We start from the raw sequence: 24594 nt of genomic DNA on the forward strand, positions 1-24594 counted from the left end.
AATTTTGCCTTGCTTTAAGCGTCCGGAATAACCGCGGTAACATCCACTTCAACCAACCACTCGGGGCGCGCTAATGCACTAATCACGATGCCGGTTGATACAGGAAACACGCCTTTTAAATGACGCCCGATTTCACGATACACATCCTCTCGATACTTCGGGTCGACGATGTAAATCACGATCTTGCAAATATGCCCAAGTTCGCTGCCGGCTTCATCCAGCAACATGGCGATATTCTTCATTGCCTGATTGGTTTGCTCGGTGACATCACCCACACCGACGTTCTCAGCGGTATCTAAGTTTTGGCCGATCTGGCCGCGCACAAACACCATCGTGCCTTTGGCCACGACCACTTGGCAGAGGTCATTATCGAGCTTCTGCTCGGGGTAAGTGTCCTTGGTGTTGAACATGCGAATACGTTTATGAATGGGCATTTTCAGTCTCCTGTGTGTTGGCGGGTGTGTGCTGAAGCCGCCTGGCTAAATAGCTGTAAATATCGCGAATGGTGCCTTCGAAATCGTCGGGCGCTAATGGCCCCGATACGGCCGAACGGGAATGCAATGCGTGCTGCACTTTGGCTAGTTTGATCTGATCTTCTGCGTTAATCGCTTGCCATAATTCAACCCGCGACTGTATTTCTTCGTCTGACATATCCTTGTCATACACCGACAGCCCCCAGCGTATCCGCACCTGATCGACACCCGCTGGTTGCAGCGTCATATAAGCCAGTACGTCGGAGGATTGCGAGGCGACCATGGCGGGAAAAATGCTGAATAGCGTGGAGCAGCTTTTCTCTTTTTCAGTCAGGTCGGGATGGCAGTCTCCGCGAAACGGGGCGGTTGGCGGGTAGTTGGCGCGGTAGCCGGTGTAGCCTTCGCCGCTTTCAAATTTTTCACAAAGCTTAGTTGGCGTGCGGCCACCTAAAGTTTGCGGGTGAACGCGTGATAGGTGATAGCCTTCCATGAAGTTTTCTAACAAACACTTCCAGTTTGCATCCCAAATTTCTTCGGTTGCGAAGACATGGTGCATTTCATCGGTGTGATAGTTTTTCAGAATGTCATCCAAACCCGTTAAGCGCGGAGCCAGTGGTGTGGCTTTGCCATCCAGATTAACGAATAAAAAGCCCTGCCAGACTTCACTTTGAAACTCTGGTAAACCGCAGTTGCTGCGATCCACTTCTGGCATCAATGGGGCTTGCAATAAACCGCCATCGAGTTTGTAGCTCCAGGCATGGTAAGGGCAAACAAAGCTGCGCGCCCGACCTTGGCCTTCTGCGACTTGCATATTGCGATGGCGGCAGACATTGGATAACACGCGCACGGCGTCGTCTTTGCCACGCACGATGAGCAACGGCTCGCCCAATACATCCAGTGTAAAATAGTCACCGGCATTGGGCACTTCGCCAACGCGCCCTAAGCAAATCCATTCGCGGCGCAGTAGGTGTTTGGTTTCATACGCCAACCAGCTTTTGGAGGTATATAAACCGGTGGGCAATGAGTAACGATAATTGCTATCGGAATAGGCGCTTAGGGCCGCCCGAAAGCTATCGATTTTAGCTTTGCTCATATTGCCGCCTCCCCTCACCATTAATGCGCTCAGACAGGTAACGAGCGAAGTCGTAATTCGGGCGCTCCAACCAGCACAAATGACCGGGCTTTGAGAGATCAGATTGCGCGCCTTTAAATACCGCTTCTGTGCCGCTGCGGTCTTCGACATTCACCTCATCCAGCAGAATTTTGAGCTTCTCAATGGCTTTAATGCCTTCCGGATCATCAATGAACTCTGGTGACAGGCCGCCGCCATATATAATTTGTACTTTATCGACCGCCAGTGGCTGCAAGCTTAAATACCAGAAATAACCGGGCGTTAGTGTAATCAAATGGCCGGGGTAAATGGCAATCAGCGCGGTGGTATAACGCCAATCACCTTCTAGGCGTGTGTTATCTGGGTGCGCATTGCCGATGGCGAGTGACGCCTCTTTGCGAATCCAGTGATAATTATAAGCAGGTTCGCCAGCAGGGCAGTCCATATCTTCGAGTTTGGAGTGAGGCCCGACGGTCTTTTTATGCAATACCGGTAGGTGATAGCTCTCCATAAAGTTCTCGGCGAGTATCTTCCAATTGGTATCCCAGACATGGGTTTCGCTAAAGGTTTGCGTGTAGTTTTCCATGCCGTACTGGCTGATCTTGTCAGTCAGTGTGCTGAGTTTATTAGCGACTGGTTCGGCATTATCATTCAGCGTTAGATAGACCCAGCCTTGCCAGATTTCCAAACGCACTTCGGGGAGTTGATAGTCTTGTTTATTGAAGTCTGGCGAGTGCTGCATTTGCGGCGCACCGATCAGTTTTCCGGTGAGGTTATAAGCCCAGCCATGATAGGGGCAAACCAGCGTTGCGCAGTTACCTTGCCCTGTTTTTAGCGTGGATAGACGATGCAGGCAGACATTGGAAAAAGCCCGCAACTGTTGCTCCTTATCTCGTATGACGACGATGGGCTCACCGGCAATTTCGCAGGTAAAAAAATCTCCCGGCTTGCTGGCCGCATCCTGCCTGCCGACGCAAATCCATTCTTGCTTGAAGATGTGCGTTTGCTCTTGCTCAAGAAACTCGCGGTGGGTGTAAACGCCTTTGGGCATGGCACGCGCTTTCTCAAACGGTAGGGCGGCGTTTTCTTGTAACTGGCTAAGTAGTGCGTCGATGGTTTGCTGCATAATGTTTCCTACGGTGGTCGGGTGGGAAATGCGTAACAAAATTCGTAGTGCGGTAAGCTATGAACGAGTGTGCAGCAAAGCAGTGTTTAAATAAAACTGATTGTAATTAGCTTTTAGATTAGTTTTTGTTATGTTTGGTAGTGCTTGTCAGTGGCTAAATAACTAAAACCAATCTTCAATAGTAATTAAATTGGTTTTACTTTTGATATAGCCTATTTCAGACTGAACCTCCATTCCTATCACTGCGAGATACCTATGACTTTTTCTATCGCCGCACGCTGCCCTGAAACCGGTCAGTTTGGAGTTGCCATCAGTTCATCATCCCCTTGTGTTGCCAGCCGCTGTGCGTTTACTCGTGCGGGCGTCGGTGCAGCACTGAGCCAAAATATCACCGATCCGCGATTGGGCGATGCGATGTTGGATGCCTTAGCCATCGGGCGAAACGCTGCCGAGGCTGTGGCTGGTGCAGTGGGTGGAACTCGTCATGGCGATTGGCGACAGCTATTATTGGTTGGCAAAGTCGGCGATCCTGTGATTTTTACTGGCACTCAGGCTTTGGGTGTGTGTGGGCAACAGCTTGGAACAGATTGTGCGGCTGCAGGAAATTTATTGGCGAATGAGTCTGTCCCCGCTGCGATGGTTGAAGCCTTCGAGGCGAGCTCTGGGTCATTAGCCGAGCGTCTTCTCGTTGCATTGCAAGCTGCAGTGGCGGCAGGGGGCGAAGCGGGGCCAGTACATTCGATGGGCGTGAAGGTAGTGGGTGATGTGTCTTGGCCAATTATCGACTTGCGAGTCGATTGGAGTGAAGATCCAATGGCCGATATGTTGACGCTTTGGGAGGTGTATAAACCGCAAGTCGAGGCTTATGTGACGCGTGGTTTAAACCCCGATAACTCGCCATCCTACGGTGTGTCGGGAGATCTGTAATGACGCAGCCTAAGCCCAATATGAGCAGCCGCGAACTGCTGGAGCGCTTGGTGAGTTTTGATACTACCAGCGCTTTATCCAATTTAGCACTCATTCATTTTATCCAAGACTATCTTGCGCAGTACGGTGTCGAGTCACAGTGTATTAGTGATGAAACAGGTGGCAAGGCTAACCTCTACGCCACCATCGGGCCACAGGATAAAGGCGGTGTAATGTTATCGGGGCATACCGATGTGGTACCGGTCAAAGGCCAGACTTGGAGTAGTGATCCTTTCACGCTGACCGAGCGCGATGATCGTTTGTATGCGCGTGGTAGTTGCGATATGAAAGGCTTTATTGCCAGCGCCTTGGCGATTGTGCCGCAGCTCACCAGCCAAACCTTGCACACGCCTGTTAACTTTGCTTTTTCATACGATGAGGAGGTCGGCTGTCTTGGTGTTAGGCGCATGATTGATGTGATGGAAGGCTTACCCGTTCGCCCTGCAATGGCAATTATCGGCGAGCCGACATCGATGAAAGTCATGATTGGCCACAAGGGTAAACGTTCGGTAAGAGTCACGGTTACGGGACAAAGCGGTCACTCTGCTTATCCTACCGAAGCAGTGAATGCGATTGAATATGCGGCTGAGCTGGTCGCAGAAATTCGTAGGATTCATGCCGAGTTTAAAGTGAATGGCCCATTTGATGATGACTACCGAGTGCCACATTCCACTTTGCATGTGGGTGTGTTTAATGGCGGAACCGCGCTGAATATCGTGCCGAATCAGTGTGTGTTTGATTTTGAAATTCGCCACTTGCCGCAAGATGATCCTGAGGCGCTGTTGCAACGGATTCAGGGCTATGCCGAGCAGCAATTACTGCCACAGATGAAAGCAGTGTCGGAAAAAGTAGGTTTTGAGTTTACGACATTGTCTGGCTACCCAGGCTTATATACTTCGCCAGATGAAGTGGTTGTGGCGTTTGCACGTGGCTTGCTGAGTGAAGATACTGGGGTGAGCAAAATTAGCTTTGGTACGGAAGGTGGCTTATTTAGTGAGCGGTTGGGAATTCCTGCGGTAGTGTGTGGGCCGGGGAGTATTCAGCAGGCGCATAAGGCGGATGAGTATGTGAGTTTGGAGCAGCTGGCGGCTTGTGATGCGATGATGGGAAGGTTGGTTGAGCGACTGGTTAGCTCTGGAGACTGAATAAAATATACCGAGTTATTGGTTTAGTGATTGGTCACGCTTGATCAGGCACTCGCTCAATGTGATTGAGTAGGGTGCTTTGTTTTGTAATATCCTCAACGATTTAGCGTAAGCTTCATTAAAATCAAATAGAGGAAATAGCAGATGCAAGATCACTATTTAGCGCAATTAAATATCGCGCAGGCCATCGACACAATGGACTCGGCGACCATGAAAGGTTTTGTAGATCGCCTCGATGAGATCAATGCGCTGGCTGATAACTCTCCGGGCTTTGTTTGGCGTTTACAAACAGAAGAGGGGGATGCGACAACGATTCAAGCCTTTGATGACCCGATGCTGATTGTCAATATGAGTGTCTGGACGGATTTGGATGCCTTAAAGAACTACGTGTATAAATCAATACATGTGGAGTTAATCCGCGATAGAAGCGCATGGTTTAATAAGTTGGTGACGGCTCATCAAGTGCTTTGGTGGGTGCCAGTAGGCCATATTCCGACGGTTGAAGAGGCTAAGGCTAAGTTGCAACACCTTGAAGACAATGGCCCCAGCGAACAGGCATTTACCTTTGCCAAGCCGTTTTAAGTAATGGTTTTATGCCGACAGCCGACTATGGCCCAGTAAGCGATCAAAACTCTTAGTGACTGCGATTACCCAATCCAAGTAGGTAACTCGCACTTGTGGGTCTGTATAGATTGCAATCGCGCTTCTCAGTGGGAAATGGAGACAACCATTCTCTACCGAGCCAAAGTACGGAAGCTCACTGGGGTTTACGCCAGCCAAGTGTAAGTTTGACCAAAGCAACTTGGTACCCTCTTCAACACTCGTGCCTTGAAAATCGGCATTGGCTTTTTCTGGTGGTAAGGCTGTGTCACCAATGAGGCGCTCTATGTCGCCAATGGTGCAGGTTTTCTTTGTGCAGCGATACCGAGCCACTGGCTTACCGTTCCAGATGACATCCAGGACTAAGGCGTTTGGGTGCTGCTGATTAAATACGTTCAGTAAACCGGCACACACAAAATCATCGTTGGTGAAGTGGACTGAGGCTTTTTTGTAGCGACCTGAGCTGGATTTGGTGTCGTGAGTGCTGAGCATTTTAATGAGCTTATTCCGGATACATAAAATTAAATCGAAGATTAGTGTAGCAGAATCATACACTGACTTGGGCTTTTCATCTTTGCGATGCGACGAACTGCTATAAACCGTGTACTTTAAATAGCTGGGTCTCGCCTGAACCTTAAAAAGGTAGAGTGCAATCATTTTGATAAATACAGGAGGGTTATAAAGTTGATCGCATTTTATCGAGTGATAATGTGTTGCGGTTTGATATTTTTCTCGGCAACTGCTCAAGCTGCGGAGAGTAGCTGGCAGCTTAAAAAAGCTGAGGATGGCATTACGGTAACTCAGCAAGCCACCGACTCTGGCTATCCCCTTACTCGCGGATCAGTAGAAATTGCGGCATCGGCAGATGCGATCATTACGCTAATGCGTGATCATGCAGCCTGCTATCGTTGGTTCTATGCTTGTAAGCAAAGCCGTTTAATCCAGCAATATGATGCCAGAAGACGGCTGGACTATGCCGTGCTTAAGTCGCCATATTTCTTTGCAGATCGCGACATGTATATCTACACCGACTTCACCTATGACCGAGCGACACAAACCGTATTGATTAGAATATCGGGTAGGCAAGAGCACGATAAAGGGCAGCCAGGCAGGGTGCGTATTAAAGACTTGCAAGGGTTTTGGCGCATACAAAAGCTAGCAAATAATAAAACGGCGGTGCTTTACCAAGTGTATAACAATCCTCAGATAGCTCCCTCGGGTTATTTGAATAACCACTTAGTCTGGTCGGTGTTTCAAACCTTAAAAAATTTGGCTGCCATTTCAACGGAAGCAAAGTATCGCAATGCTCAGCTTGAGGAGCTTAAGTAGTAAATATTATTGTTAGCTATCTCATTCTCTGAAGTGAATTTATTATCGATATTTCCATCGACTTTGGTGTATCTGAGATGATTAAAGCTCTGAAAAATTCACCATGGATCATGCTGTTCCTTGTGGATGCTTCGATTGCTGATACACTCGATCCATAAGCTTATAAAAACGTTTAAATATGGGGAGACCATGAAAGCCACGCATTGGATTCAAAACGCCGACCACAGCTTGGAAGAGCTGGGTGAAGCCCATCAGTTAGTGATCATCGAACTCCTGCGCGCGCCAACATGGCTAGGAGGGCTTGAGAAGCTCAACGGCCACACTGTTATCGCCAGAAAAGAGGGCTCTTGTACGCCAGGGCTTGGAATCGTGGCAGATAGCGGCGATATTCTTCACTTTTGTCCGGATGGTGACGGGGAATGGATGGTGCATTATCACTATGATGAGAAGCCAAAAGTGCTCGGGGTTTACCCTGCGGTTAAACGGCACTCAGAGACGGTAATGGAAGTGACCACGGAGCGAGCGGAACAGATGGTTCTGGAGTTCTTTTCCGGAGAGCGCGTAAGCCTGATTTAAATAGGAGGGAGTGCATTTATGAACAAGCATGAAAAACTGAATTACGTTGAATTTTCCGCTAACGATCTTGAAGCAACTAAAGCCTTTTTTAGCGCCACTTTTGGGTGGGAATTTGTTGATTACGGGCCGGAGTACACGGCGTTTTCAAATGAAGGTTTAGATGGCGGTTTCTTCAAATCGGATACTTGCAGCACGACGTCAAGCGGTGGTGCGTTGCTAGTTTTTTTCAGCGATGATATTGAAGCGACTCAAGCAAAGGTAATCGCCAATGGTGGTTCGGTGATTCAGGACATTTTCCAGTTTCCCGGAGGTTTTCGGTTTCACTTCACTGAACCCAGCGGTAATGAATTTGCGGTATGGTCTGAAAAGCATACCTAAAAGGCTGCACTCACTGCGGCTTTCTTAATCAGTTTAACTAACAAATTTTTCTAATCCACCGAAGGCTTGGAATAGTTATTCATCTAGCTAAAAAGTTCTGTTTTAATGGGGCTTTACCATCCAACTAAGAGAGAAATCATGCCGTTCAATCAACCGTTAGGTGGCAATGATATGCCGCGTTTTGCAGGCCCCGGTACCATGATGCGCCTTCCAACTCAGGAAACGGCAGAAGAGCTGGATGTGTGTTTTGTGGGTGTACCATTTGATTTAGGAACATCGAATCGCAGCGGCACACGCTTTGGCCCAAAAGGGATTCGCAGCGAGTCCACCATGATACGTCCTTACAGCATGTGGCTTGGCTTTTCCCCATTTGATGCTTTACAGGTTGCTGATATCGGCGACGTGGCGATCAATACCTTCAATCTTGCCAAGTCGATGGATATTATCGAGAAGGCTTACGACGACATTATGGCTCACGGTGCAATACCACTGACCATGGGTGGGGATCACACGATTGTATTGCCGATCTTGCGCGCGCTGCACAAAAAGCATGGTCCAATCGGGGTTGTCCATGTTGATGCGCATGCAGATATTAATGACTCCATGTTTGGCGAGAAAATTGCGCATGGCACACCCTTTCGCCGCTTAGTTGAAGAAGGCATTCTGGATACAAAACGGGTAGTGCAGATTGGTTTGAGAACCACGGGTTACTCGGCAGATGATTTTAACTGGTCGCGTGATCAGGGAATGCGCGTGGTGCAGGCCGAAGAGTGCTGGCATAAGTCGCTGGCTCCGCTAATGGAAGAAGTGCGCGAGCAAATGGGTGATGGGCCGGTTTATATTTCGTTTGATATTGATGGCCTTGACCCGACCGTAGCGCCGGGAACCGGTACGATGGAGCCGGGCGGTCTGACATCAATTCAGGGTTTTGAGATTGTGCGCGGTTGTCATGGTATGAATATTATTGGAGGGGACTTGGTTGAAGTGTCGCCGCCTTACGATAACTCTGGTGTGACCTCAATGATGGCAGCGAATCTGCTGTATGAAATGTTGTGTGCTATCCCTGGTGCAAATGCAAAAAAGGATGAAGCCTGAGTAGTTATCGATCCCGGAGAAAGCATATGAATCATTGGCTGTTATTGCTGGTAGCCATTGTGGGTGAAGTGGTTGCCACGTCTGCACTCAAGTCCAGCGAGGGTTTTACTAAGCTGTTCCCCTCGATGATTGTGGTAGTGGGTTACGGTCTCGCTTTCTACTTTCTGTCGGTTGCGCTGAAAACGATTCCGGTAGGCATTGCTTACGCCGTTTGGGCAGGCTTGGGCATTGTTTTAGTCGCCTTTATTGCCTACATCATGCATGGCCAAAAGTTAGATTTCTGGGCTTTTGTAGGGATTAGCCTGATCGTAAGTGGCGTGGCGGTGCTTAACTTGCTATCCAAAACAAGTACTCATCAAGTAACTGATGACTAAATTCAAAGAGGAGAGAAATACATGACAACTTTTTCTGCCAACCTAGGTTTTCTCTGGAATGACTTAAGCCTGCCGGATGCTATTCGTGCAGCCAAGGCAGCAGGCTTTGCTGCCGTCGAATGCCACTGGCCTTACAGCACACCAACTCAGGATGTAAAAGCGGCACTGGATGAAACGGGCTTGGTGATGCTGGGGCTTAATACCTCCAGAGGTAATGTGGCTGTAGGTGATAATGGCTTAACAGCAATTCCCGGTCGTGAAGTCGAAGCACGTGCAGCCATTGATCAAGCACTGGAATATGCCGCCGCTATTGCGACCCCCAATGTGCATGTCATGGCTGGGTTTGCCGGTGGGCCCAAAGCGCATGCGACGTTCGTGGCAAATTTAAAATATGCCTGTGAAGCTGCCGCCAAGTATGGCATTACGGTGTTGATTGAACCGCTTAATCATTACGATGCGCCTAATTATTTTCTAAGTACTACCGAGCAAGCGAAGGCGATTATTCTTGAAGTTGGCCTGCCGAATATTAAGCTGATGTTTGATTGCTATCATGTGCAATTGATGGAAGGAAATATCGTGCGTCGGCTTGAGGCTTTGCTGCCTTACATCGGGCATATTCAGTTTGCCTCGGTGCCTGATCGCGGTACGCCTGATCATGGTGAGCTTAACTATGCATTTGTCTTTGAGCGGATTAAAGCATTGGGGTGGGATGTGCCCTTGGGTGCTGAGTATAAAACAACGCAAGCAACCTCAGAAACCTTGAGCTGGATGACATAATTATTCGGCATTACTCTGTAGGAACAATATTAGGTGCGGCTCAGTTCGGCCGCACCCTTCTCAGATCAGGGCTTGAGGCAAATAAGCCATGTTCAAATTAATAAAGCTCAACCTGATCAACTCGCGCTTTTAGCATAAACATAATCTGCAGTTGCTCTAAATCCAGCTGCGGATTAGCAATATCAATGCGCTCAAGTTGGCCACGGTAGCTAAATCCGTCGCCATTACCGGTTAGCAGTTTGCTATTCACCGAGTCCTGTAAATCCGCATATTGCTCTGAAAAATCATAAACGAGCGATGACTGCAATTGCTCCAAAAGCTGCTTATGAAGCAAGCTAGTTGCCGCACTCCAAAAAGTACTCTCCAGCTTACGGCTAAAAGCGACATTATCCATTTTAAGCTGCTGTCGTGCGGCATCAATCACTGGCACGCCGGAAATATAAATCTCCCCATCGCTAGACATCATATTCCCAAAGCTACCTAAGCTCACTTTAGCGGCCATTACCAAACGATCATTATTGGGGTACAAGCTAACCTCATTCACCGTTAGCGTCGTGCCACCTTGCTTCAGTTTAATGGGTCGCTTTTGTAGTTGCTTATGCAATAGCTCAGCTAGGTGTTCATAGCTCACCGTGAGCGGCAAATTGATATTCAGTGCAGAGGCTTGTGGCGCTAGTCTTTCCAGCTCGGGCAGGGCAGTGGTTACGGTGCTTAAGCCACTTTGCTCTGAAGCCGTTTGCAACATAGTGCGCAGCGAAAGGTCAAGCTGCAACGCATTATTACGAATCGCCAGATTGGATAAGGAAAGCCCTTGAGGTTGTGCCCGAATCCATAATGGCAGTTTGCCTTTCAGCGCTCGCGGTTGTTGAATGCGTTCCCAGAAATCACTGGCACGTTCGCGGATGCGATCATCGCTTGCCAGCTTCTGTTCAAACTTAGCCGCCGCTATTTGAAGGGCTTTATTGAGTGGCTTATCAATCTGACCGGTAATGCTGATATCGACGCCCAGCACTTCAATAACGGGCTTTTCATTCCAGTGGATTTGAGTATGACTGCTTAGTTGTAAAGTCCAGTCACGGTTAAGATCAGGCTTTAGATCAACAACGACGGTAAATGCCGCCGGCTTCACATCCACACCCCTAAGCAGTTCACGCACAATACTGCCATCGGCGCGTACTTTTACCTGATAGCGTAGCGGCAGTGCGATGCGTAAATAGCCATTGTCCAGGGCTTGTAACTGCAGTGGGCCATTGCGCTGTACCCAGCCGCTGACTTCAAAGTCTTCACACAGTTTTTTACCAAAGATTCGCACGCACTTTTTATGGACCTTGCCGGGCTCTTCAAATAGTACTTGCGGCAAATCCGCTTCCAAGCGTTGGCTAAGGTTATCCAGCGGCAGCACCAATCGGGTGCGCACGACGGATTCTGGCAATAAGGTCTGGTAAGGAATAACAGAGATAGGTGGTTTTTCTGACAAGGTATCGACCCCTGAATCAGAGCAGGCAGTGAGCACGGTTGCTGCGAACAGCATGAGCAATGTCATCCGGCACTGGTGAGATATTACGAAAAAGGGAGCCGCGATGGACTCCCTTAGCTTGATGAAAATACGCATCAATTAGTTGGTAAAACGTGTCCAGAAGTACTTAGGGTCATCTTTCGTCATTTCCCAGTACAATTCCCCGGAGTCTCTCCAAGGATCTAACAGCATACCTTCTTTCACGCCTTTGCCTTTTGCCGCAACAACCAATGAGTTGTGCTCGTTAAAGCGACGACGGTTAGCCGTAGCGTGGAAAAAGTCGAAACTCTTCCAGTTACGCGCTTGGATATGCTTCGCCATGTCGCGAGTCCACTGCCAGCATAAACCGTTCTCACGGTAGCCGTAGTTTACTAGCACGTTTTGCCAGTAAGGTGGGCTAACCAGATTGTATTGGTTGGCCAATACGCGAGGATAAGCCACGGCTTCATGGGCCAATAACTGCGCTTCTTGCGGATCAATGTTTGGGCCAAGCGTCATTAGCTTTTTGGCAACGGCATTGATTTCGTTTTGAGTGGCAGCGTCCATATTTTTAACAATAGTGCGCTTACTGACTGGGTCAAACGCAACATTATCGTACTTTACGGCACAGCCTGAGAGACCGATTATTGAAATCAGTCCAATGGTGATTGCTAACCTTTTGCTCAGGTTTCTAATCATGACAAGTCTTCCTTGGTGAAGTGCATCAGGTAGTTAACGTCTACGTCAGTACCTAGTTTGTAACTCTGGAAAATCGGGTTATAAGTCATCCCGGTAACATTTTCCAACTTTAATCCGCTGTTGCGGGCCCAGCCTTCTAATTCAGATGGACGTATGAATTTCGCATACTCATGGGTACCCTTCGGTAACATTCGTAGCAAATACTCAGCACCAATCACCGCCAGCGCGAACGCCTTTGGGTTTCGGTTGATGGTCGAGAAAAACACATGACCACCGGGTTTTACCAATGCCGCACAGGCCTCAATAATGGAGCTTGGGTCGGGTACATGTTCCAGCATTTCAAGGCAGGTCACAATGTCGTACTGGCCAGGAGATTCGGCTGCAATGGCCTCAGCGGTGGTCTGCTGATAGTCAATTTCAACACCGGACTCTAGGCTGTGCAACTGAGCAACTGACAGTGGGGTTTCGCCCATATCAATGCCCGTAACCTGTGCTTTGCGTAACGCCATGCTTTCAGAAAGAATGCCACCGCCACAGCCAATATCAATGACCTTTTTATCGGCCAGACCACCAGCGCGCTGCTCAACATAGTTCAGGCGTAATGGGTTGATTTGGTGAAGCGGTTTGAATTCGCTCTGTGTATCCCACCAGCGATGAGCGAGGTCTTCAAACTTTTTAATTTCGTGCGGGTCAACGTTCTGCATTAGGAGAATAATCCCTACATCCAATGTTCAATACGGTATGATAACCCTTATTGGATACATGATCAGCTAAATAGGTTCATTTTATGCTGCGTTACTTGCCCGGAATTCTGCTTTTACAGCTGGCTACGGTGGGAATTACATTACTGCTTGAAGCGCCAAATGACGCGAAAACCTGGCTGATATTGTTAATTCCTGTGCTTTTGCTGGGCGTTTTCAGTGCTTTTTGGTTTGCTTCGATTTCTAAAAATAAAACTCAGGACGAGATTACAAAAGTGTCACTTTCCTTTGCCAAGGAGCGTGAGAGCCTGCGGGTTAATGCAGAGCGCGCCAAGACGCGTTTGGTTGAGAAAACCCATAAGCAGATTGCCAGCGAAGCCCGTAAAACACACGGCAAAGCCAACTTTAAAGTGGGTGCAGCATTTGCCGCTGCAGTCGGTGCGGGCGTGGTGATGATTGCTATCGAGGTAATGACCTTGGGCCTGATGACGCTGACTACCGCTGGTGGCGCATTGGGTGGCTATATCGCCAGAGCGCGTAAGGAAAATAATGAGTTGGCTGAGAAAATCACGCATAAACCGACTGATGAAACCGTCGCTAGCACTGTCGCTCCGGAACCTACAGGCAACGCCTTAACCAAACGATTAAAATTACCCAAGCCATCCATTTTAAATCGAGGTGCGAACGCCCCTTTAAAGTGAGTGGTTATGCCCCAAGATAATGATTAAATAACTATCCGCACATTTAAGAGAGCCAGAGTTTATGAAACAAGGACAAGCGCAAGTCATTCGGCTGGAAGAGTACCAGGTTCCTAATTATCAGGCTGACTGGATTAAGCTGAATGTTGATCTTGGCGATGAGTCGACGATCGTGACTTCGACCGTAAAATATCAACGTCATACTGATAAGCCAGAAGCGACTACATTAGCGTTACATGGTGAGTCACAAGAGTTATTGAGTGTTGAGCTGGATGGCAAAGCATTGAGCGACGCGGATTATGAGCTGGATGAGCAATATCTTAGCCTGCGTGATCTGCCACAAACCTTTGAGCTAACGGTAAGCAGCCGTATTTACCCGCAAAAAAATACCTCGCTCGAAGGCTTATTCCAGTCTAGCGGCAATTATTGCACGCAGTGTGAGGCTGAAGGCTTCCGCAAAATTACCTATTTCCTTGATCGTCCGGATGCGATGTCGATCTTTACCACGCGTATCACGGCGGACAAAGCAACGAATCCAGTGCTGCTTTCAAATGGTAACTGCATTGAGAAGGGTGATCTGGAAGATGGTCGTCACTTTGCCGTCTGGCATGACCCGTTCATTAAACCGGCTTATTTGTTTGCGCTGGTTGCGGGTAATTTGTCGCATGTAAGCGATGAGTTCATTACGTGCTCAGGCCGCAAAGTTACCTTAGAAATTTACACCGAAGCGCATAACATCACCCGTTGCGATCACGCGATGCAGTCATTAAAGCGTGCCATGAAGTGGGATGAAGAGCGCTTTGGACTGGAGTACGATTTAGATATTTACATGGTCGTTGCCGTTGATGACTTTAATATGGGTGCGATGGAGAATAAGGGTTTGAATGTATTCAACTCTAAATTGGTATTCGCCAGCCCGGATACGGCAACCGATATGGATTATATCAATATCGAAGCGGTTATCGGTCATGAGTACTTCCATAACTGGACGGGTAATCGCGTGACTTGTCGTGACTGGTTCCAGCTGAGTTTGAAAGAAGGTTTGACGGTATTCCGCGATCAGGAATTCACTGCAGATTTACACTCACGTCCGGTAAAGCGAATTGAAGATGTGCGCATGTTACGGACCAATCAATTCTCTGAAGATGCGGGCCCAATGGCGCACCCGATTCGTCCATCCTCGTTCATTGAGATTAATAACTTTTACACAATGACTGTGTATGAGAAGGGCGCTGAAGTTGTACGTTTGTATCAAACCCTGCTAGGTCGCGAAGGCTTCCGTAAGGGCATGGATTTGTACTTTGAGCGTCATGATGGCCAAGCGGTTACCACGGAAGATTTTCTGGCGGCCATGGCAGATGCGAATGGCAGAGACTTGTCGCAAATGCAGAACTGGTATAACCAAGCCGGTACGCCTGAAGTCGCTGTTACCATGGATTACAATGCCGCAGCCAAAACCTGCACACTTAACTTCAAGCAAAGCTGCCCGCCAACGCCGGAGTCTAGCGACAAAAAGCCTTTCCTGATTCCGTTTGCAGTGTCTCTGTTGGCACCTTCTGGGGACGCGGTTGAACTGCATCCTGATAGTGAGAGTGATGCACAAGGCACACGTTATGTAGTGCAGTTAAGTGAGCGTGAGCAGAGTGTGCGCTTTGATAATGTTGCTGAAAAGCCATTACCATCCTTGCTAGGTGATTTCTCTGCGCCAGTAAAATACAGCTTTGACTACTCGGTTGATGACTACATTTTCCTAATGCAGCACGACACGGATGATTTTAATCGTTGGGAAGCGAGTCAGCGTTTAGCGCAATTATTGATGCTGCAAATGTTGGATGATCGTGCGGCTGGCCGGGCGTTAGGTGTTGCACCTGAAGTGGTCGATGCTTATCAGCAAGTGCTGGAAAATGAAGCCTTAGACCCTGCCTTGCGCGCTGAAGCATTGAGTTTGCCGGGTGAGTCTGATCTGGTTGATGCGATCACCAATGCTGATCCTGAAGCGATTCACGAAGTGCGTGAGTACCTGATTAGTACGCTGGCGAATGGCTTACGTTTGCCACTGGAAGCTTGCTACGAGCAGTTAAATCAAGCGGAAGAGTATCGGGTGGATGCGGTGAGTATCGGGCGTCGTAGCCTGAAAAATACTTGTCTGTCTTATCTGGCACGCATTAATGATGAAGGCGTTCACGCTTTGTGTTTTGCGCAATTTGAAAACGCGAACAATATGACGGATCGCTTAGCGGCGCTGTCGGCACTGGCGAATATCGATTGCCCAGAGCGTGAGCAAGCGCTTAAAGCCTTTGAAACACAGTGGCGTGATAATCCATTAGTAATGGATAAGTGGTTTATGATTCAGGCGGGTTCCAGCTTGCCGGATACGTTGGATCAAGTGAAGCTGCTGCAGAAGCATCCTGCGTTTGATGGCAATAATCCCAATAAAATTCGCTCGCTGATTGGTCGTTTTGCGATGGGTAATCCGGTGAACTTCCACCGAGCTGATGGTGAAGGCTACCGCTTCCTGACTGATTTTGTCATTGAGTTGGATAAGCGCAACCCGCAGGTTGCTTCGCGCATGGCACGTGCTTTAGCCAAGTGGCGTCAGTTTGAACCAGCACGTGCTGATTTGATGAAAGCATCATTGGAGCGTATCCATCAGCAGTCTGGTATTTCTAACGATATGTTTGAAATCGTAGACAAAAGTTTGTCTTAACTAATCGCGCCAGATGCGCCGTTTCCTAGTCCTTAGGAGCGGCGCAATGCGGTGCACTCAAGAGATTTATAATTGACCGTCATAGTACGTTTATTAATGATGACGTGTTAAGCTCATCCTATGACTAATTCAACACATTTATCAGACGTTCGCTTTAGCGAGCTAGGGCTGCTGCCAGTGATTCAACAGGCAGTTGAGAAAACAGGCTTCGAGTTTTGTACGCCCATTCAGGCGGAGAGCTTGCCCTTAAGTTTGGCAGGCAAAGACGTTGCCGGCCAAGCCCAGACCGGAACCGGTAAAACCGCAGCTTTCATGTTGGCAGTAATTCAGTATTTGCTGAGTAATCCGCAGGAAGATCGCCGACCGGAGCAGGTCCGAACGCTGATTATGGTACCAACCCGCGAGCTGGCCATTCAGGTCGCGAAAGATGCCGAAGTATTCACCAATGAAAGCGGTCTGAAAGTAGCATTGGCTTACGGTGGAACCGGCTATGATTCTCAGAAAAAAGCGATTGCCGATGGTGCCGATATTCTGATTGGTACGCCGGGTCGCTTAATCGACTTCTTCAATCAAAAATTATTCAACCTGCGTCGCTGCCAGTGCTTAGTGCTGGATGAAGCGGATCGCATGTTTGATTTAGGCTTTATTAAGGATATTCGTTTCTTAATGCGCCGTTTACCTGCGCCCGAAAAACGCCTGAATATGTTGTTCTCTGCAACGTTGTCTCCACGCGTGCTGGAAATGGCTTATGAGCACATGAACAATCCGGTCAAAGTAGAAATTGAGGCTGATACGCGCGGTGCTGATCGTGTTGAGCAGTGGGTTTATTATCCTGCGAACGATGAGAAAGTGCCGTTATTGGTAGGGCTGCTTCAAAAGTTTAAACCTGAGCGCAGTATTGTTTTTGTGAATACCAAGCGTAATGCCGAGATGATCGATGATTATTTCCGCAGTAATGGTATTGATGCGGTGATGATTTCGGGTGATGTGCGCCAGAATAAACGTCAGCGTTTTCTGGAAGAATTTGAGCAGGGTAAGCATCAGGTATTGATTGCCACCGATGTGGCGGCGCGTGGATTACACATTGATGATGTGACCCATGTATTCAACTTTGACTTGCCACAATCCCAAGAAGATTATGTTCACCGTATTGGCCGTACTGCACGTGCTGGTGCTTCAGGTGAGTCGCACAGCTTTGCTTGTGAAGATACCGCATTTTACCTGCCGGATATTGAGCAATATATCGGCTCTAAAATTCCAATGGCGGATGTGACGGCTGATCTGCTGCCAACCTTGAATAAGCGTCAGCGCATTGAGCGAGATCGGGTGCAAGGTCATGCGACTAAGCGCGGCGGTCCAAAGCCTTCCGGCAATGCGGCTAGTCGCGGACGTCGTAAGCCGGCGGCTAAAAAGCCTGCTGATGTGGAGGGGGGTAGCTCACAGCCAAAGCCTGCCGTCAGTGCTGAGCCAGTGGCAAATAAAGCGCCCGCGCCAACGAGTGCTGAAGCTGATGGTGCACCGAAAAAACGTCGTGTACGTCGCCGTCGTAAGCCCGCATCAACTGAACCTAAATCTGAAAGCTAAGGATTGCCCGAACCTATGATCCATTCAGAAGGTACATTTAGTGGTTATAAAGGCCTCCAGATTTATCATCAATCATGGGTTCCGGACACTGAGCCACATGCATTAATCCTATTAGTGCATGGCTTGGGTGAGCATAGCAGTCGCTATGGCAATGTCGTTGACCGGCTGGTGCCTAAAGGCTATGCGATATACGCCTTGGATCATATCGGGCATGGTCGATCAGAAGGTGCTCGTAAATATGCGGATAGCTTTTCTGTATTTACCGATACGCTCACTGAGTATCTAACCAAAATCAAAGCGTGGCACCCTGATTTACCAATCTATTTACTTGGGCATAGTTTAGGTGGCTTGATTGGTTCGACCTATCTACTGGAGCACCAGGCAGATTTCGCAGGCGCTGTTTTATCGGCACCCGCGTTCAAAGTCGTCGGCCCTGTGCCTCCTTTATTATTGATGACCGGTAAAGTGCTTTCAGTGCTTTGGCCAACGGCTGGAATTATTGCCTTAAATAGCGAAGCCGCGAGTCGCGATCCTGCAGTGATCGAAGCCAATATCAATGATCCTTTGATGGGGCGTAATAAAACCACCGCGCGACTTGGCTTGGAAATGTACTACGCCATGCATCGGATTGATGAGGAAGCTGCAACATTGACGTTACCCATGTTGGTCCTGCAAGGTACTGGCGATATGATTGTAGATCCTAATGGTGCGCAGACGTTTTATGACAAAATCTCATCGCGGCAAAAAACACTGAAGCTTTATGATGGCCTTTATCATGAAGTCTTTAATGAGCCTGAGCGGGATGAGGTGTTAAGCGATTTGGAAGCCTGGTTGGAGGAGGTGAGCCAATAGCGCCTGATAGGTCTTTGGTTTGAAGGTTTCTTTTAAGCTTCGATGTGATTTCAGTTTATTGCAGATATAAAAAAGGCAGCTCCTAAGAGCTGCCTTTTTGCGTTTAGCTTAATGCCAGTCGCTTACTCAGGTAGTTTCACCTGAATGCTCAATTCACGCAGTTGTGCACGAGAGACTTCTGCAGGCGCATTAGTCAGTGGGCAAGCCGCAGTTTGAGTTTTAGGGAATGCAATCACGTCACGGATGTTTTCCGTGCCAGTAATCAGCATCACCAAACGGTCCAGACCAAATGCCAATCCACCCAGAGGAGGGCAGCCAAACTTCAATGCGTCAAGTAGGAAGCCAAACTTGTTACGCGCTTCTTCTTCCTCGATACCCAGTGCATCAAACACCTTAGACTGCATCACTGGATCATGAATACGAATCGAGCCACCGCCCACTTCGTAACCATTGATAACCATGTCGTAAGCATCAGATAGCGCTTCGCCAGGATTTGCAATCAACTCTTCGACTGAACAGCTTGGTGCAGTGAATGGATGATGCAGAGCTTGGTAACGTTCATTTTTCTCATCCCATTCAAACATTGGGAATTTAACAATCCACAATGGAGCCCAGTCACCAACGAGCAGGCCACGGTCTTGCGCTAATTTCTCACGCAATGCGCCTAATGCATCGTTAACCACTTTCGCTTTATCAGCCCCGAAGAAGACTAAGTCGCCATCTTCTGCGCCAACGCGCTCCATAATGTTCAATGCGACTTCATCCGGCAAGAACTTCAGGATTGGAGATTGTAAGCCTGCTACGCCATCAGCGATTGCGTTGACTTTAATGTAAGCCAAACCACGTGCGCCGTAACGGCTGACGAATTTGGTGTACTCATCAATTTCTTTACGGCTTAGTTCGCCACCTTTAGGCAAGCGAAGTGCAGCAACACGGCTTTTTGGATCGTTAGCCGGTGCAGAGAAGACTTTGAATTCAACGTCTTTCATCAAGTCTGCAACGTCAATCAGTTCCAGCGGGTTACGCATGTCTGGCTTATCAGAACCAAAACGGCGCATTGCTTCTGCGTAATCCATCTGTGGCAACTTCTCTGGGAAGTCAACATCCAGAATTTCTTTGAACATTTTGCGAATCATGGATTCCATCATGTTCATAACGTCGTGAGTTTCAACAAACGACATCTCGACATCCACCTGAGTGAATTCAGGCTGGCGGTCTGCACGTAAATCTTCATCGCGGAAGCAGCGTACGATCTGGTAATAACGATCCATGCCGCCCATCATCAACAATTGCTTAAACAACTGTGGAGACTGTGGCAGCGCAAAGAAGTTACCCGGATGAGTACGGCTTGGTACTAAGTAGTCACGCGCACCTTCTGGCGTCGCTTTAGTCAGCATCGGTGTTTCAATTTCCAGGAAGTCATTGTCTTCCAGGTAGTGACGCATGATCGAAGTCATTTTTGCGCGGGTACGCATGCGGTTCTGCATTTCCGGACGGCGCAGGTCGACATAGCGGTACTTCAGGCGTACATCTTCACCGACCGTGTCATCCAACTGGAACGGTGGGGTATCAGAAGCGCTAAGCACAGTCAGTGACTCAGTGACGATTTCGATCTTACCGCTGTGTAACTTAGTGTTAACGGTTCCTTCCAGACGTGGGCGAACTTTTCCGGTAACCTGCAAGATGTGCTCGTTACGGGTCTTTTCCGCTTTAGCGAAGATGTCAGCAGTGTCTGGGTTGACAACGACCTGAACCAGACCTTTGCCGTCGCGCAAGTCGATAAAGATCACGCCGCCATGGTCGCGGCGACTATTCACCCAACCGCAAACGGTTACGCTTTGTTCTAACAGTGTTTCGTCAACGAGTCCGCAATGATGGCTACGCATAATTATTATCCAATTTTAAGGCTATACTAAAGAGCGGGAATGTTAAGCGTTACCGTTGATTGACGCAAGTGCTGCAGTGGTGTAGAAAGCCGTTCACACTGATTTTGTTGCCTTGCGTTTTTGATGAGCTTGCAATATCGCTGTGTTATTATAGAGAATCGCATGGTATCGGTCGGATCTCAGGGAAACTGGAATATTTAATGAGTAAAGTGATTGCGGTTGCAAATCAAAAAGGTGGTGTGGGTAAGACCACCACAAGTGTCAATCTTGCGGCATCGCTGCACGCGGTAAAGCGCAGTGTGTTGCTGGTGGATATGGATCCACAGGGAAATGCGAGTACGGGAATTGGTCTGGATAAGCATAATCCGCCGGTTGCGTTGAGTGATGTCTTAATCGGCAATGCGGATGTGCACGCGGCTATTCAGAAAATTCCTGATACGCGTATTAGTGCGATTGGTGGCGGACCTGACTTAACGGTCGCGGAAGTCACGCTAATGGGGCTGGATGAGCGAGAGTATCGCTTGGAAGGTGCTTTGGCTAAAGTCCGTAATCAATTTGATTATGTGATTATTGATTGCCCGCCGTCATTGAATATGTTGACGGTTAACGCGTTGGTTGCCGCCGACTCAGTGCTGATTCCTATGCAGTGCGAATATTATGCGATGGAAGGTTTGTCGGCATTAATTCGGACTATTGAGACCATTCGTAGTGCGGCGAATCCGGATTTACACATCTGTGGTCTGTTACGCACCATGTATGATCCACGTAGTAATCTGGCGCGTGATGTCTCGCGTGAGCTGCTGGAAGTGTTTAAAGACAAGGTTTATAACACCGCCATTCCACGTAATGTGCGATTGGCTGAGGCGCCGAGTCATGGTTTGCCTGCATTAATGTATGATCAGAAGTCACGCGGAGCCTTGGCTTATTTGGCGTTGGCCGCTGAGATGATTCGCAAGGATGCGTCCCGCAAGGTTGCGGCTTGATGGAGGAGCAAAAAGTGATGAGAAAATCAGGATTAGGTGATCGCGGTCTGAATATGCTGCTGAGTTCCGGAAGGGATGTTCAGGAGCCCGCTAAAGATGGTGAGTTAAAGCAGCTGCCGGTAGAGCGAATCTGCCGCGGTGAGTACCAGCCACGTATTACGATGGAGCCTGCAGGCTTGCAAGAGCTGGCTGAGTCAATTAAATCACAGGGCTTGATTCAGCCAGTGATTGTACGTCGCTTGGATGATGGTCGCTATGAGCTGATTGCCGGTGAGCGTCGCTGGCGTGCTGCGCAAATTGCGGGTATTCACGAAATTCCGGCACTGATTCGCCGTATTCCTGATCAGGCTGTGGCTGCAATGTCGCTGATCGAGAATATTCAGCGTGAAGATTTAAAGCCGCTTGAAGAAGCTCAGGCGCTAAGCCGTTTAATTGGCGAATTCGGTCTGACCCATCAGCAAACATCCGAGTCGGTAGGGCGCTCACGTTCTGCGATTACCAATATGTTGCGCTTGTTGGATCTGGAACCAGATACCAAGGCCATGCTGGATGCTCGTGAGATGAATATGGGGCATGCCAGAGCGTTGCTAATGCTCAAGGGTGCAGTGCAGGTTGAAGTGGCTGAGAAGGTTGTTAAGCGCCAGATGTCGGTACGTGATACTGAGCAGCTAGTGCGTCAGATGCTGGAAGAGCAGTCTGGTAAGGCTAAAGAGAAGCCTAAGAAGGCCGTAGAGGTGCTTAAGCTGGAGCAAAACCTCTCTGAGCGCTTAGGTGCAGGTGTTGCCATTCAGTACAATAGTCGCGGTAAAGGCAAGTTAGTGATCGAGTATAATAACCTAGATGAACTCGACGGGATTTTGCAGCATATTCAGTGATTTTTATTTTATTTGCTTTGCGTTGGTGCGCCACTATCTAATTGCTTGTTTTATAAAATATATTGTATACCCAATATAGTGCAATGGCTGTTTAACTAAGGTTTTAGGAAGAAAACCATAATAAATCAGTTGCTTTATGGTCTCGGATGGTATTCAATCAGGTCTCTAGTCCGCCGCAGACGCGGCATTTTTTTTAAGAGAAGTAATATGTCAAATCAAGTACAAGGTACCGTTAAGTGGTTCAACGATGAGAAAGGTTTTGGTTTCATCGAGCAAGAAGGTGGCAAGGATGTATTCGTACATTTTTCCGCAATTAACGGTGACGGCCGCAAGACTCTGCACGATGGCCAGCGTGTGACAATGGAAGTAACACAGGGTCAGAAAGGCCCACAAGCAGAAAACGTTACACCATTGTAATTCGAATTCTGTTAGTAAAAAGGGGAGCTTCGGCTCCCCTTTTTTTATGTCCGTTATTCCTGATTGTTGCGAATAACTGGGTGTAAGCGTTGTACCATTTCTTTAAAGACTTTCGGGCTAGCGGCAACCAGATTGCCAGTTTCCATATGCGTATTGCCACCTTGCATATCACTCACCAGTCCGCCAGCTTCCTGAATCAATAAGATACCCGCAGCCATATCCCATGGCTTCAGACCAAATTCCCAGAATCCATCGAAACGACCCGCAGCGACATACGCCAGATCCAACGCAGCAGAACCTGGGCGGCGAATACCTGCCGTGCCCGGAATCAGTGCTTTCAAAGTATCCAGATACATATCCAGATGCGCTTCACTGCCTTCACGGAATGGGATGCCGGTAGAGAGTAGGGCACCAGTCATAGAGCGACGCTGGCTAACACGGATACGACGATTGTTAAGACGAGAGCCTTCACCGCGACCTGCCGTGAATAATTCGTCTTTAATCGGATCGTAAATCACAGCCTGTTCGAGTCTGCCGCGATACTTCAAGGCAATTGAAACGGCAAAATGTGGCACGCCATAGAGAAAATTAGTGGTACCATCCAGTGGGTCGATTATCCATTGATAATCAGCACCAGGGTTGATAGAACTGCCTTCTTCTCCGATAATGCCGTGATCTGGATACGCGCGCTTTAAAGCGTTAACGATTTCAGCTTCAGCAGCACGATCAACATCGGAAACAAAATCATTCGCTTCCTTTTGTTCGATATTGATCTGATCAAGACGCTGTGTTTGATGACTTATAAGTTTTCCTGCTTTTAAGGCAGCCGCAGTAGCGGTATTGAGCATAGGATGCATGATAATGACTTTTTTTAACAACAATGATTGGCGCGCAGGATAGCAGATAATGAGCTTGAGCAATATCCGAATCGTATTAATTCAAACATCTCACCCCGGAAACATCGGTGCGGCTGCCCGTGCGATGAAAACGATGGGGCTGAGTGATCTATATTTAGTCAACCCAGTAAGTTTCCCCGACCCTCAGGCGACCGCCATGGCTTCCGGTGCGGATGATGTACTAAATGCTGCACAAGTAGTATCCAGTCTATCGGAGGCAGTCGCCGATTGTCATCATATTATTGGTACCAGTGCCCGCTCACAGCGTACCTTGCGCTGGAGCTTGTTATCACCTCGTGAATGTGGCGAAAAAGCGGCTGAACGGAGTACGCATGAGAAGGTAGCGATTGTATTTGGTAGAGAGCGTACCGGACTGACTAATGAAGAGCTGGAGTTGTGCCATCAGCTGGTACATATCCCAAGTAATCCAGACTATAGCTCGTTGAATGTAGCGTCTGCGGTTCAGATCTTATCTTATGAGTGCCGCGTGGCCAGTCTAGAGGCAACCGCTTCGGTTAATGAATCGCCTGAAGCTTTACCAGAATCAGGCCTTGGTGAAGCCGTGGTTAGTGCTGAGGATATGGATGGATTTTATAATCAGCTTGAAGCTTTAATGATCGAAACCGATTTCTTAAACCCAGATAACCCTCGTTATATGATGAGACGCATGCGCCGTTTGTATGGGCGTATTCAGGTCACGCGTAGTGAGTTAAATTTACTGCGTGGGTCGTTGTCGGCCTTTCAGGGGCGTAAATTTCAGCGTCGCGAGAAAGAGTGAAAACACGAATTTAGACTTGTAACATGCTAAGCTTTAGGTAGTATGCGGCAAGTAACTAGTGCCCGATGGCTTA

The 24594-nt window shown here is 48.4% G+C and carries 26 protein-coding genes; 17 read left to right on the forward strand and 9 right to left on the reverse strand.

The genetic code is table 11. The features are described from left to right. Nucleotides 1-14: 14 nt before the first annotated feature. The 3 genes from LEUMU_RS0104825 to LEUMU_RS24710 are packed head-to-tail and all read right to left on the reverse strand — an operon-like array spanning nt 15 to nt 2710. On the reverse strand, nt 15-434 hold the full coding sequence (locus LEUMU_RS0104825; protein WP_022951144.1) for a RidA family protein: 420 nt from the start codon (nt 432-434) through the stop codon (nt 15-17). Continuing rightward, complete coding sequence (locus LEUMU_RS0104830; RefSeq protein WP_022951145.1) at nt 421-1566, reverse strand: aromatic ring-hydroxylating oxygenase subunit alpha; 1146 nt, start codon at nt 1564-1566, stop codon at nt 421-423. Before LEUMU_RS0104830 ends, LEUMU_RS0104825 begins: the two co-directional genes overlap by 14 nt. After that, complete coding sequence (locus LEUMU_RS24710; RefSeq protein WP_022951146.1) at nt 1553-2710, reverse strand: Rieske 2Fe-2S domain-containing protein; 1158 nt, start codon at nt 2708-2710, stop codon at nt 1553-1555. The genes LEUMU_RS0104830 and LEUMU_RS24710 overlap by 14 nt, the downstream gene beginning before the upstream one ends. A gap of 255 nt (nt 2711-2965) precedes the next feature. On the opposite strand from LEUMU_RS24710, the gene LEUMU_RS0104840 reads away from it, so the two are divergent. From LEUMU_RS0104840 to LEUMU_RS0104850, 3 genes are all read left to right on the forward strand, one after another. Continuing rightward, complete coding sequence (locus LEUMU_RS0104840) at nt 2966-3637, forward strand: DUF1028 domain-containing protein (RefSeq protein WP_022951147.1); 672 nt, start codon at nt 2966-2968, stop codon at nt 3635-3637. Further along, nucleotides 3637-4821, forward strand: coding sequence for an acetylornithine deacetylase (gene argE, locus LEUMU_RS0104845; protein ID WP_022951148.1), 1185 nt, complete (start codon nt 3637-3639; stop codon nt 4819-4821). Before LEUMU_RS0104840 ends, argE begins: the two co-directional genes overlap by 1 nt. Nucleotides 4822-4965: 144 nt before the next feature. Beyond that, nucleotides 4966-5403, forward strand: a complete 438-nt coding sequence (locus LEUMU_RS0104850) for a DUF3291 domain-containing protein (RefSeq protein ID WP_022951149.1) — start codon at nt 4966-4968, stop codon at nt 5401-5403. A gap of 9 nt (nt 5404-5412) precedes the next feature. Here LEUMU_RS0104850 and LEUMU_RS0104855 read toward each other — a convergent pair whose 3' ends face one another. Next, a complete protein-coding gene (locus tag LEUMU_RS0104855) occupies nt 5413-5913 on the reverse strand; it encodes a hypothetical protein (RefSeq protein WP_157474262.1) in 501 nt (166 codons plus the stop codon). Nucleotides 5914-6141: 228 nt separating this feature from the next. On the opposite strand from LEUMU_RS0104855, the gene LEUMU_RS0104860 reads away from it, so the two are divergent. The 6 genes from LEUMU_RS0104860 (at nt 6142) to LEUMU_RS0104885 (ending at nt 9950) form a co-directional block, all read left to right on the forward strand. After that, the gene (locus LEUMU_RS0104860; RefSeq protein WP_157474264.1) at nt 6142-6750 is read left to right on the forward strand and encodes an SRPBCC family protein; all 609 of its coding nucleotides are present in this window, start codon (nt 6142-6144) and stop codon (nt 6748-6750) included. A gap of 189 nt (nt 6751-6939) precedes the next feature. Next, the gene (locus tag LEUMU_RS0104865) at nt 6940-7326 is read left to right on the forward strand and encodes a hypothetical protein (RefSeq protein ID WP_040503946.1); all 387 of its coding nucleotides are present in this window, start codon (nt 6940-6942) and stop codon (nt 7324-7326) included. An 18-nt stretch (nt 7327-7344) separates the two neighbouring features. Beyond that, nucleotides 7345-7704: a VOC family protein gene (locus tag LEUMU_RS0104870; protein WP_022951153.1), complete on the forward strand. Its 360-nt coding sequence runs from the start codon at nt 7345-7347 to the stop codon at nt 7702-7704. 138 nt (nt 7705-7842) lie between these two features. Beyond that, nucleotides 7843-8799, forward strand: a complete 957-nt coding sequence (gene speB / locus LEUMU_RS0104875; RefSeq protein ID WP_026744499.1) for an agmatinase — start codon at nt 7843-7845, stop codon at nt 8797-8799. A 26-nt stretch (nt 8800-8825) separates the two neighbouring features. Further along, nucleotides 8826-9173: a Qac family quaternary ammonium compound efflux SMR transporter gene (locus LEUMU_RS0104880; protein ID WP_022951155.1), complete on the forward strand. Its 348-nt coding sequence runs from the start codon at nt 8826-8828 to the stop codon at nt 9171-9173. Nucleotides 9174-9194: 21 nt separating this feature from the next. Continuing rightward, nucleotides 9195-9950, forward strand: coding sequence for a hydroxypyruvate isomerase family protein (locus LEUMU_RS0104885; RefSeq protein ID WP_022951156.1), 756 nt, complete (start codon nt 9195-9197; stop codon nt 9948-9950). A 97-nt stretch (nt 9951-10047) separates the two neighbouring features. On the opposite strand, the gene LEUMU_RS0104890 is transcribed toward LEUMU_RS0104885, so the two are convergent. From LEUMU_RS0104890 to ubiG, 3 genes are all read right to left on the reverse strand, one after another. After that, complete coding sequence (locus LEUMU_RS0104890; protein WP_022951157.1) at nt 10048-11481, reverse strand: DUF4403 family protein; 1434 nt, start codon at nt 11479-11481, stop codon at nt 10048-10050. Between the two features lie 84 nt (nt 11482-11565). Further along, a complete protein-coding gene (locus LEUMU_RS24715; RefSeq protein WP_022951158.1) occupies nt 11566-12144 on the reverse strand; it encodes a hypothetical protein in 579 nt (192 codons plus the stop codon). After that, a complete protein-coding gene (gene ubiG / locus LEUMU_RS0104900) occupies nt 12141-12848 on the reverse strand; it encodes a bifunctional 2-polyprenyl-6-hydroxyphenol methylase/3-demethylubiquinol 3-O-methyltransferase UbiG (RefSeq protein WP_022951159.1) in 708 nt (235 codons plus the stop codon). The genes LEUMU_RS24715 and ubiG overlap by 4 nt, the downstream gene beginning before the upstream one ends. An 83-nt stretch (nt 12849-12931) precedes the next feature. On the opposite strand from ubiG, the gene LEUMU_RS24720 reads away from it, so the two are divergent. From LEUMU_RS24720 to LEUMU_RS0104920, 4 genes are all read left to right on the forward strand, one after another. After that, nucleotides 12932-13546, forward strand: coding sequence for a hypothetical protein (locus LEUMU_RS24720; protein WP_022951160.1), 615 nt, complete (start codon nt 12932-12934; stop codon nt 13544-13546). 61 nt (nt 13547-13607) lie between these two features. Continuing rightward, complete coding sequence (gene pepN / locus LEUMU_RS0104910) at nt 13608-16250, forward strand: aminopeptidase N (protein WP_022951161.1); 2643 nt, start codon at nt 13608-13610, stop codon at nt 16248-16250. A gap of 120 nt (nt 16251-16370) precedes the next feature. Then, nucleotides 16371-17834, forward strand: coding sequence for a DEAD/DEAH box helicase (locus LEUMU_RS0104915; RefSeq protein ID WP_022951162.1), 1464 nt, complete (start codon nt 16371-16373; stop codon nt 17832-17834). A 15-nt stretch (nt 17835-17849) separates the two neighbouring features. Then, nucleotides 17850-18686, forward strand: coding sequence for an alpha/beta hydrolase (locus tag LEUMU_RS0104920; protein WP_022951163.1), 837 nt, complete (start codon nt 17850-17852; stop codon nt 18684-18686). Nucleotides 18687-18808: 122 nt separating this feature from the next. Here the strand turns inward: LEUMU_RS0104920 and aspS are convergent, their stop codons facing one another. Further along, the gene (gene aspS / locus LEUMU_RS0104925) at nt 18809-20572 is read right to left on the reverse strand and encodes an aspartate--tRNA ligase (protein WP_022951164.1); all 1764 of its coding nucleotides are present in this window, start codon (nt 20570-20572) and stop codon (nt 18809-18811) included. A gap of 200 nt (nt 20573-20772) precedes the next feature. On the opposite strand from aspS, the gene LEUMU_RS0104930 reads away from it, so the two are divergent. The 3 genes from LEUMU_RS0104930 to LEUMU_RS0104940 all read left to right on the forward strand — a co-directional run bounded on the left by LEUMU_RS0104930 (nt 20773) and on the right by LEUMU_RS0104940 (nt 22847). After that, nucleotides 20773-21555 (forward strand): ParA family protein, encoded by a 783-nt coding sequence (locus LEUMU_RS0104930; protein ID WP_022951165.1) that lies wholly within the window; start codon nt 20773-20775, stop codon nt 21553-21555. A gap of 17 nt (nt 21556-21572) precedes the next feature. After that, nucleotides 21573-22430: a ParB/RepB/Spo0J family partition protein gene (locus LEUMU_RS0104935; RefSeq protein ID WP_084708186.1), complete on the forward strand. Its 858-nt coding sequence runs from the start codon at nt 21573-21575 to the stop codon at nt 22428-22430. A gap of 207 nt (nt 22431-22637) precedes the next feature. After that, on the forward strand, nt 22638-22847 hold the full coding sequence (locus LEUMU_RS0104940; RefSeq protein ID WP_026744501.1) for a cold-shock protein: 210 nt from the start codon (nt 22638-22640) through the stop codon (nt 22845-22847). A gap of 53 nt (nt 22848-22900) precedes the next feature. Here LEUMU_RS0104940 and LEUMU_RS0104945 read toward each other — a convergent pair whose 3' ends face one another. Beyond that, nucleotides 22901-23704, reverse strand: a complete 804-nt coding sequence (locus LEUMU_RS0104945; RefSeq protein ID WP_026744502.1) for an inositol monophosphatase family protein — start codon at nt 23702-23704, stop codon at nt 22901-22903. Between the two features lie 49 nt (nt 23705-23753). Here LEUMU_RS0104945 and trmJ point away from each other — a divergent pair, with 49 nt between their 5' ends. Then, the gene (gene trmJ, locus LEUMU_RS0104950; protein WP_022951168.1) at nt 23754-24521 is read left to right on the forward strand and encodes a tRNA (cytosine(32)/uridine(32)-2'-O)-methyltransferase TrmJ; all 768 of its coding nucleotides are present in this window, start codon (nt 23754-23756) and stop codon (nt 24519-24521) included. The last annotated feature ends 73 nt before the right edge of the window (nt 24522-24594 follow it).

The organism is Leucothrix mucor DSM 2157 (genome assembly GCF_000419525.1).
GTDB lineage: Bacteria > Pseudomonadota > Gammaproteobacteria > Thiotrichales > Thiotrichaceae > Leucothrix > Leucothrix mucor.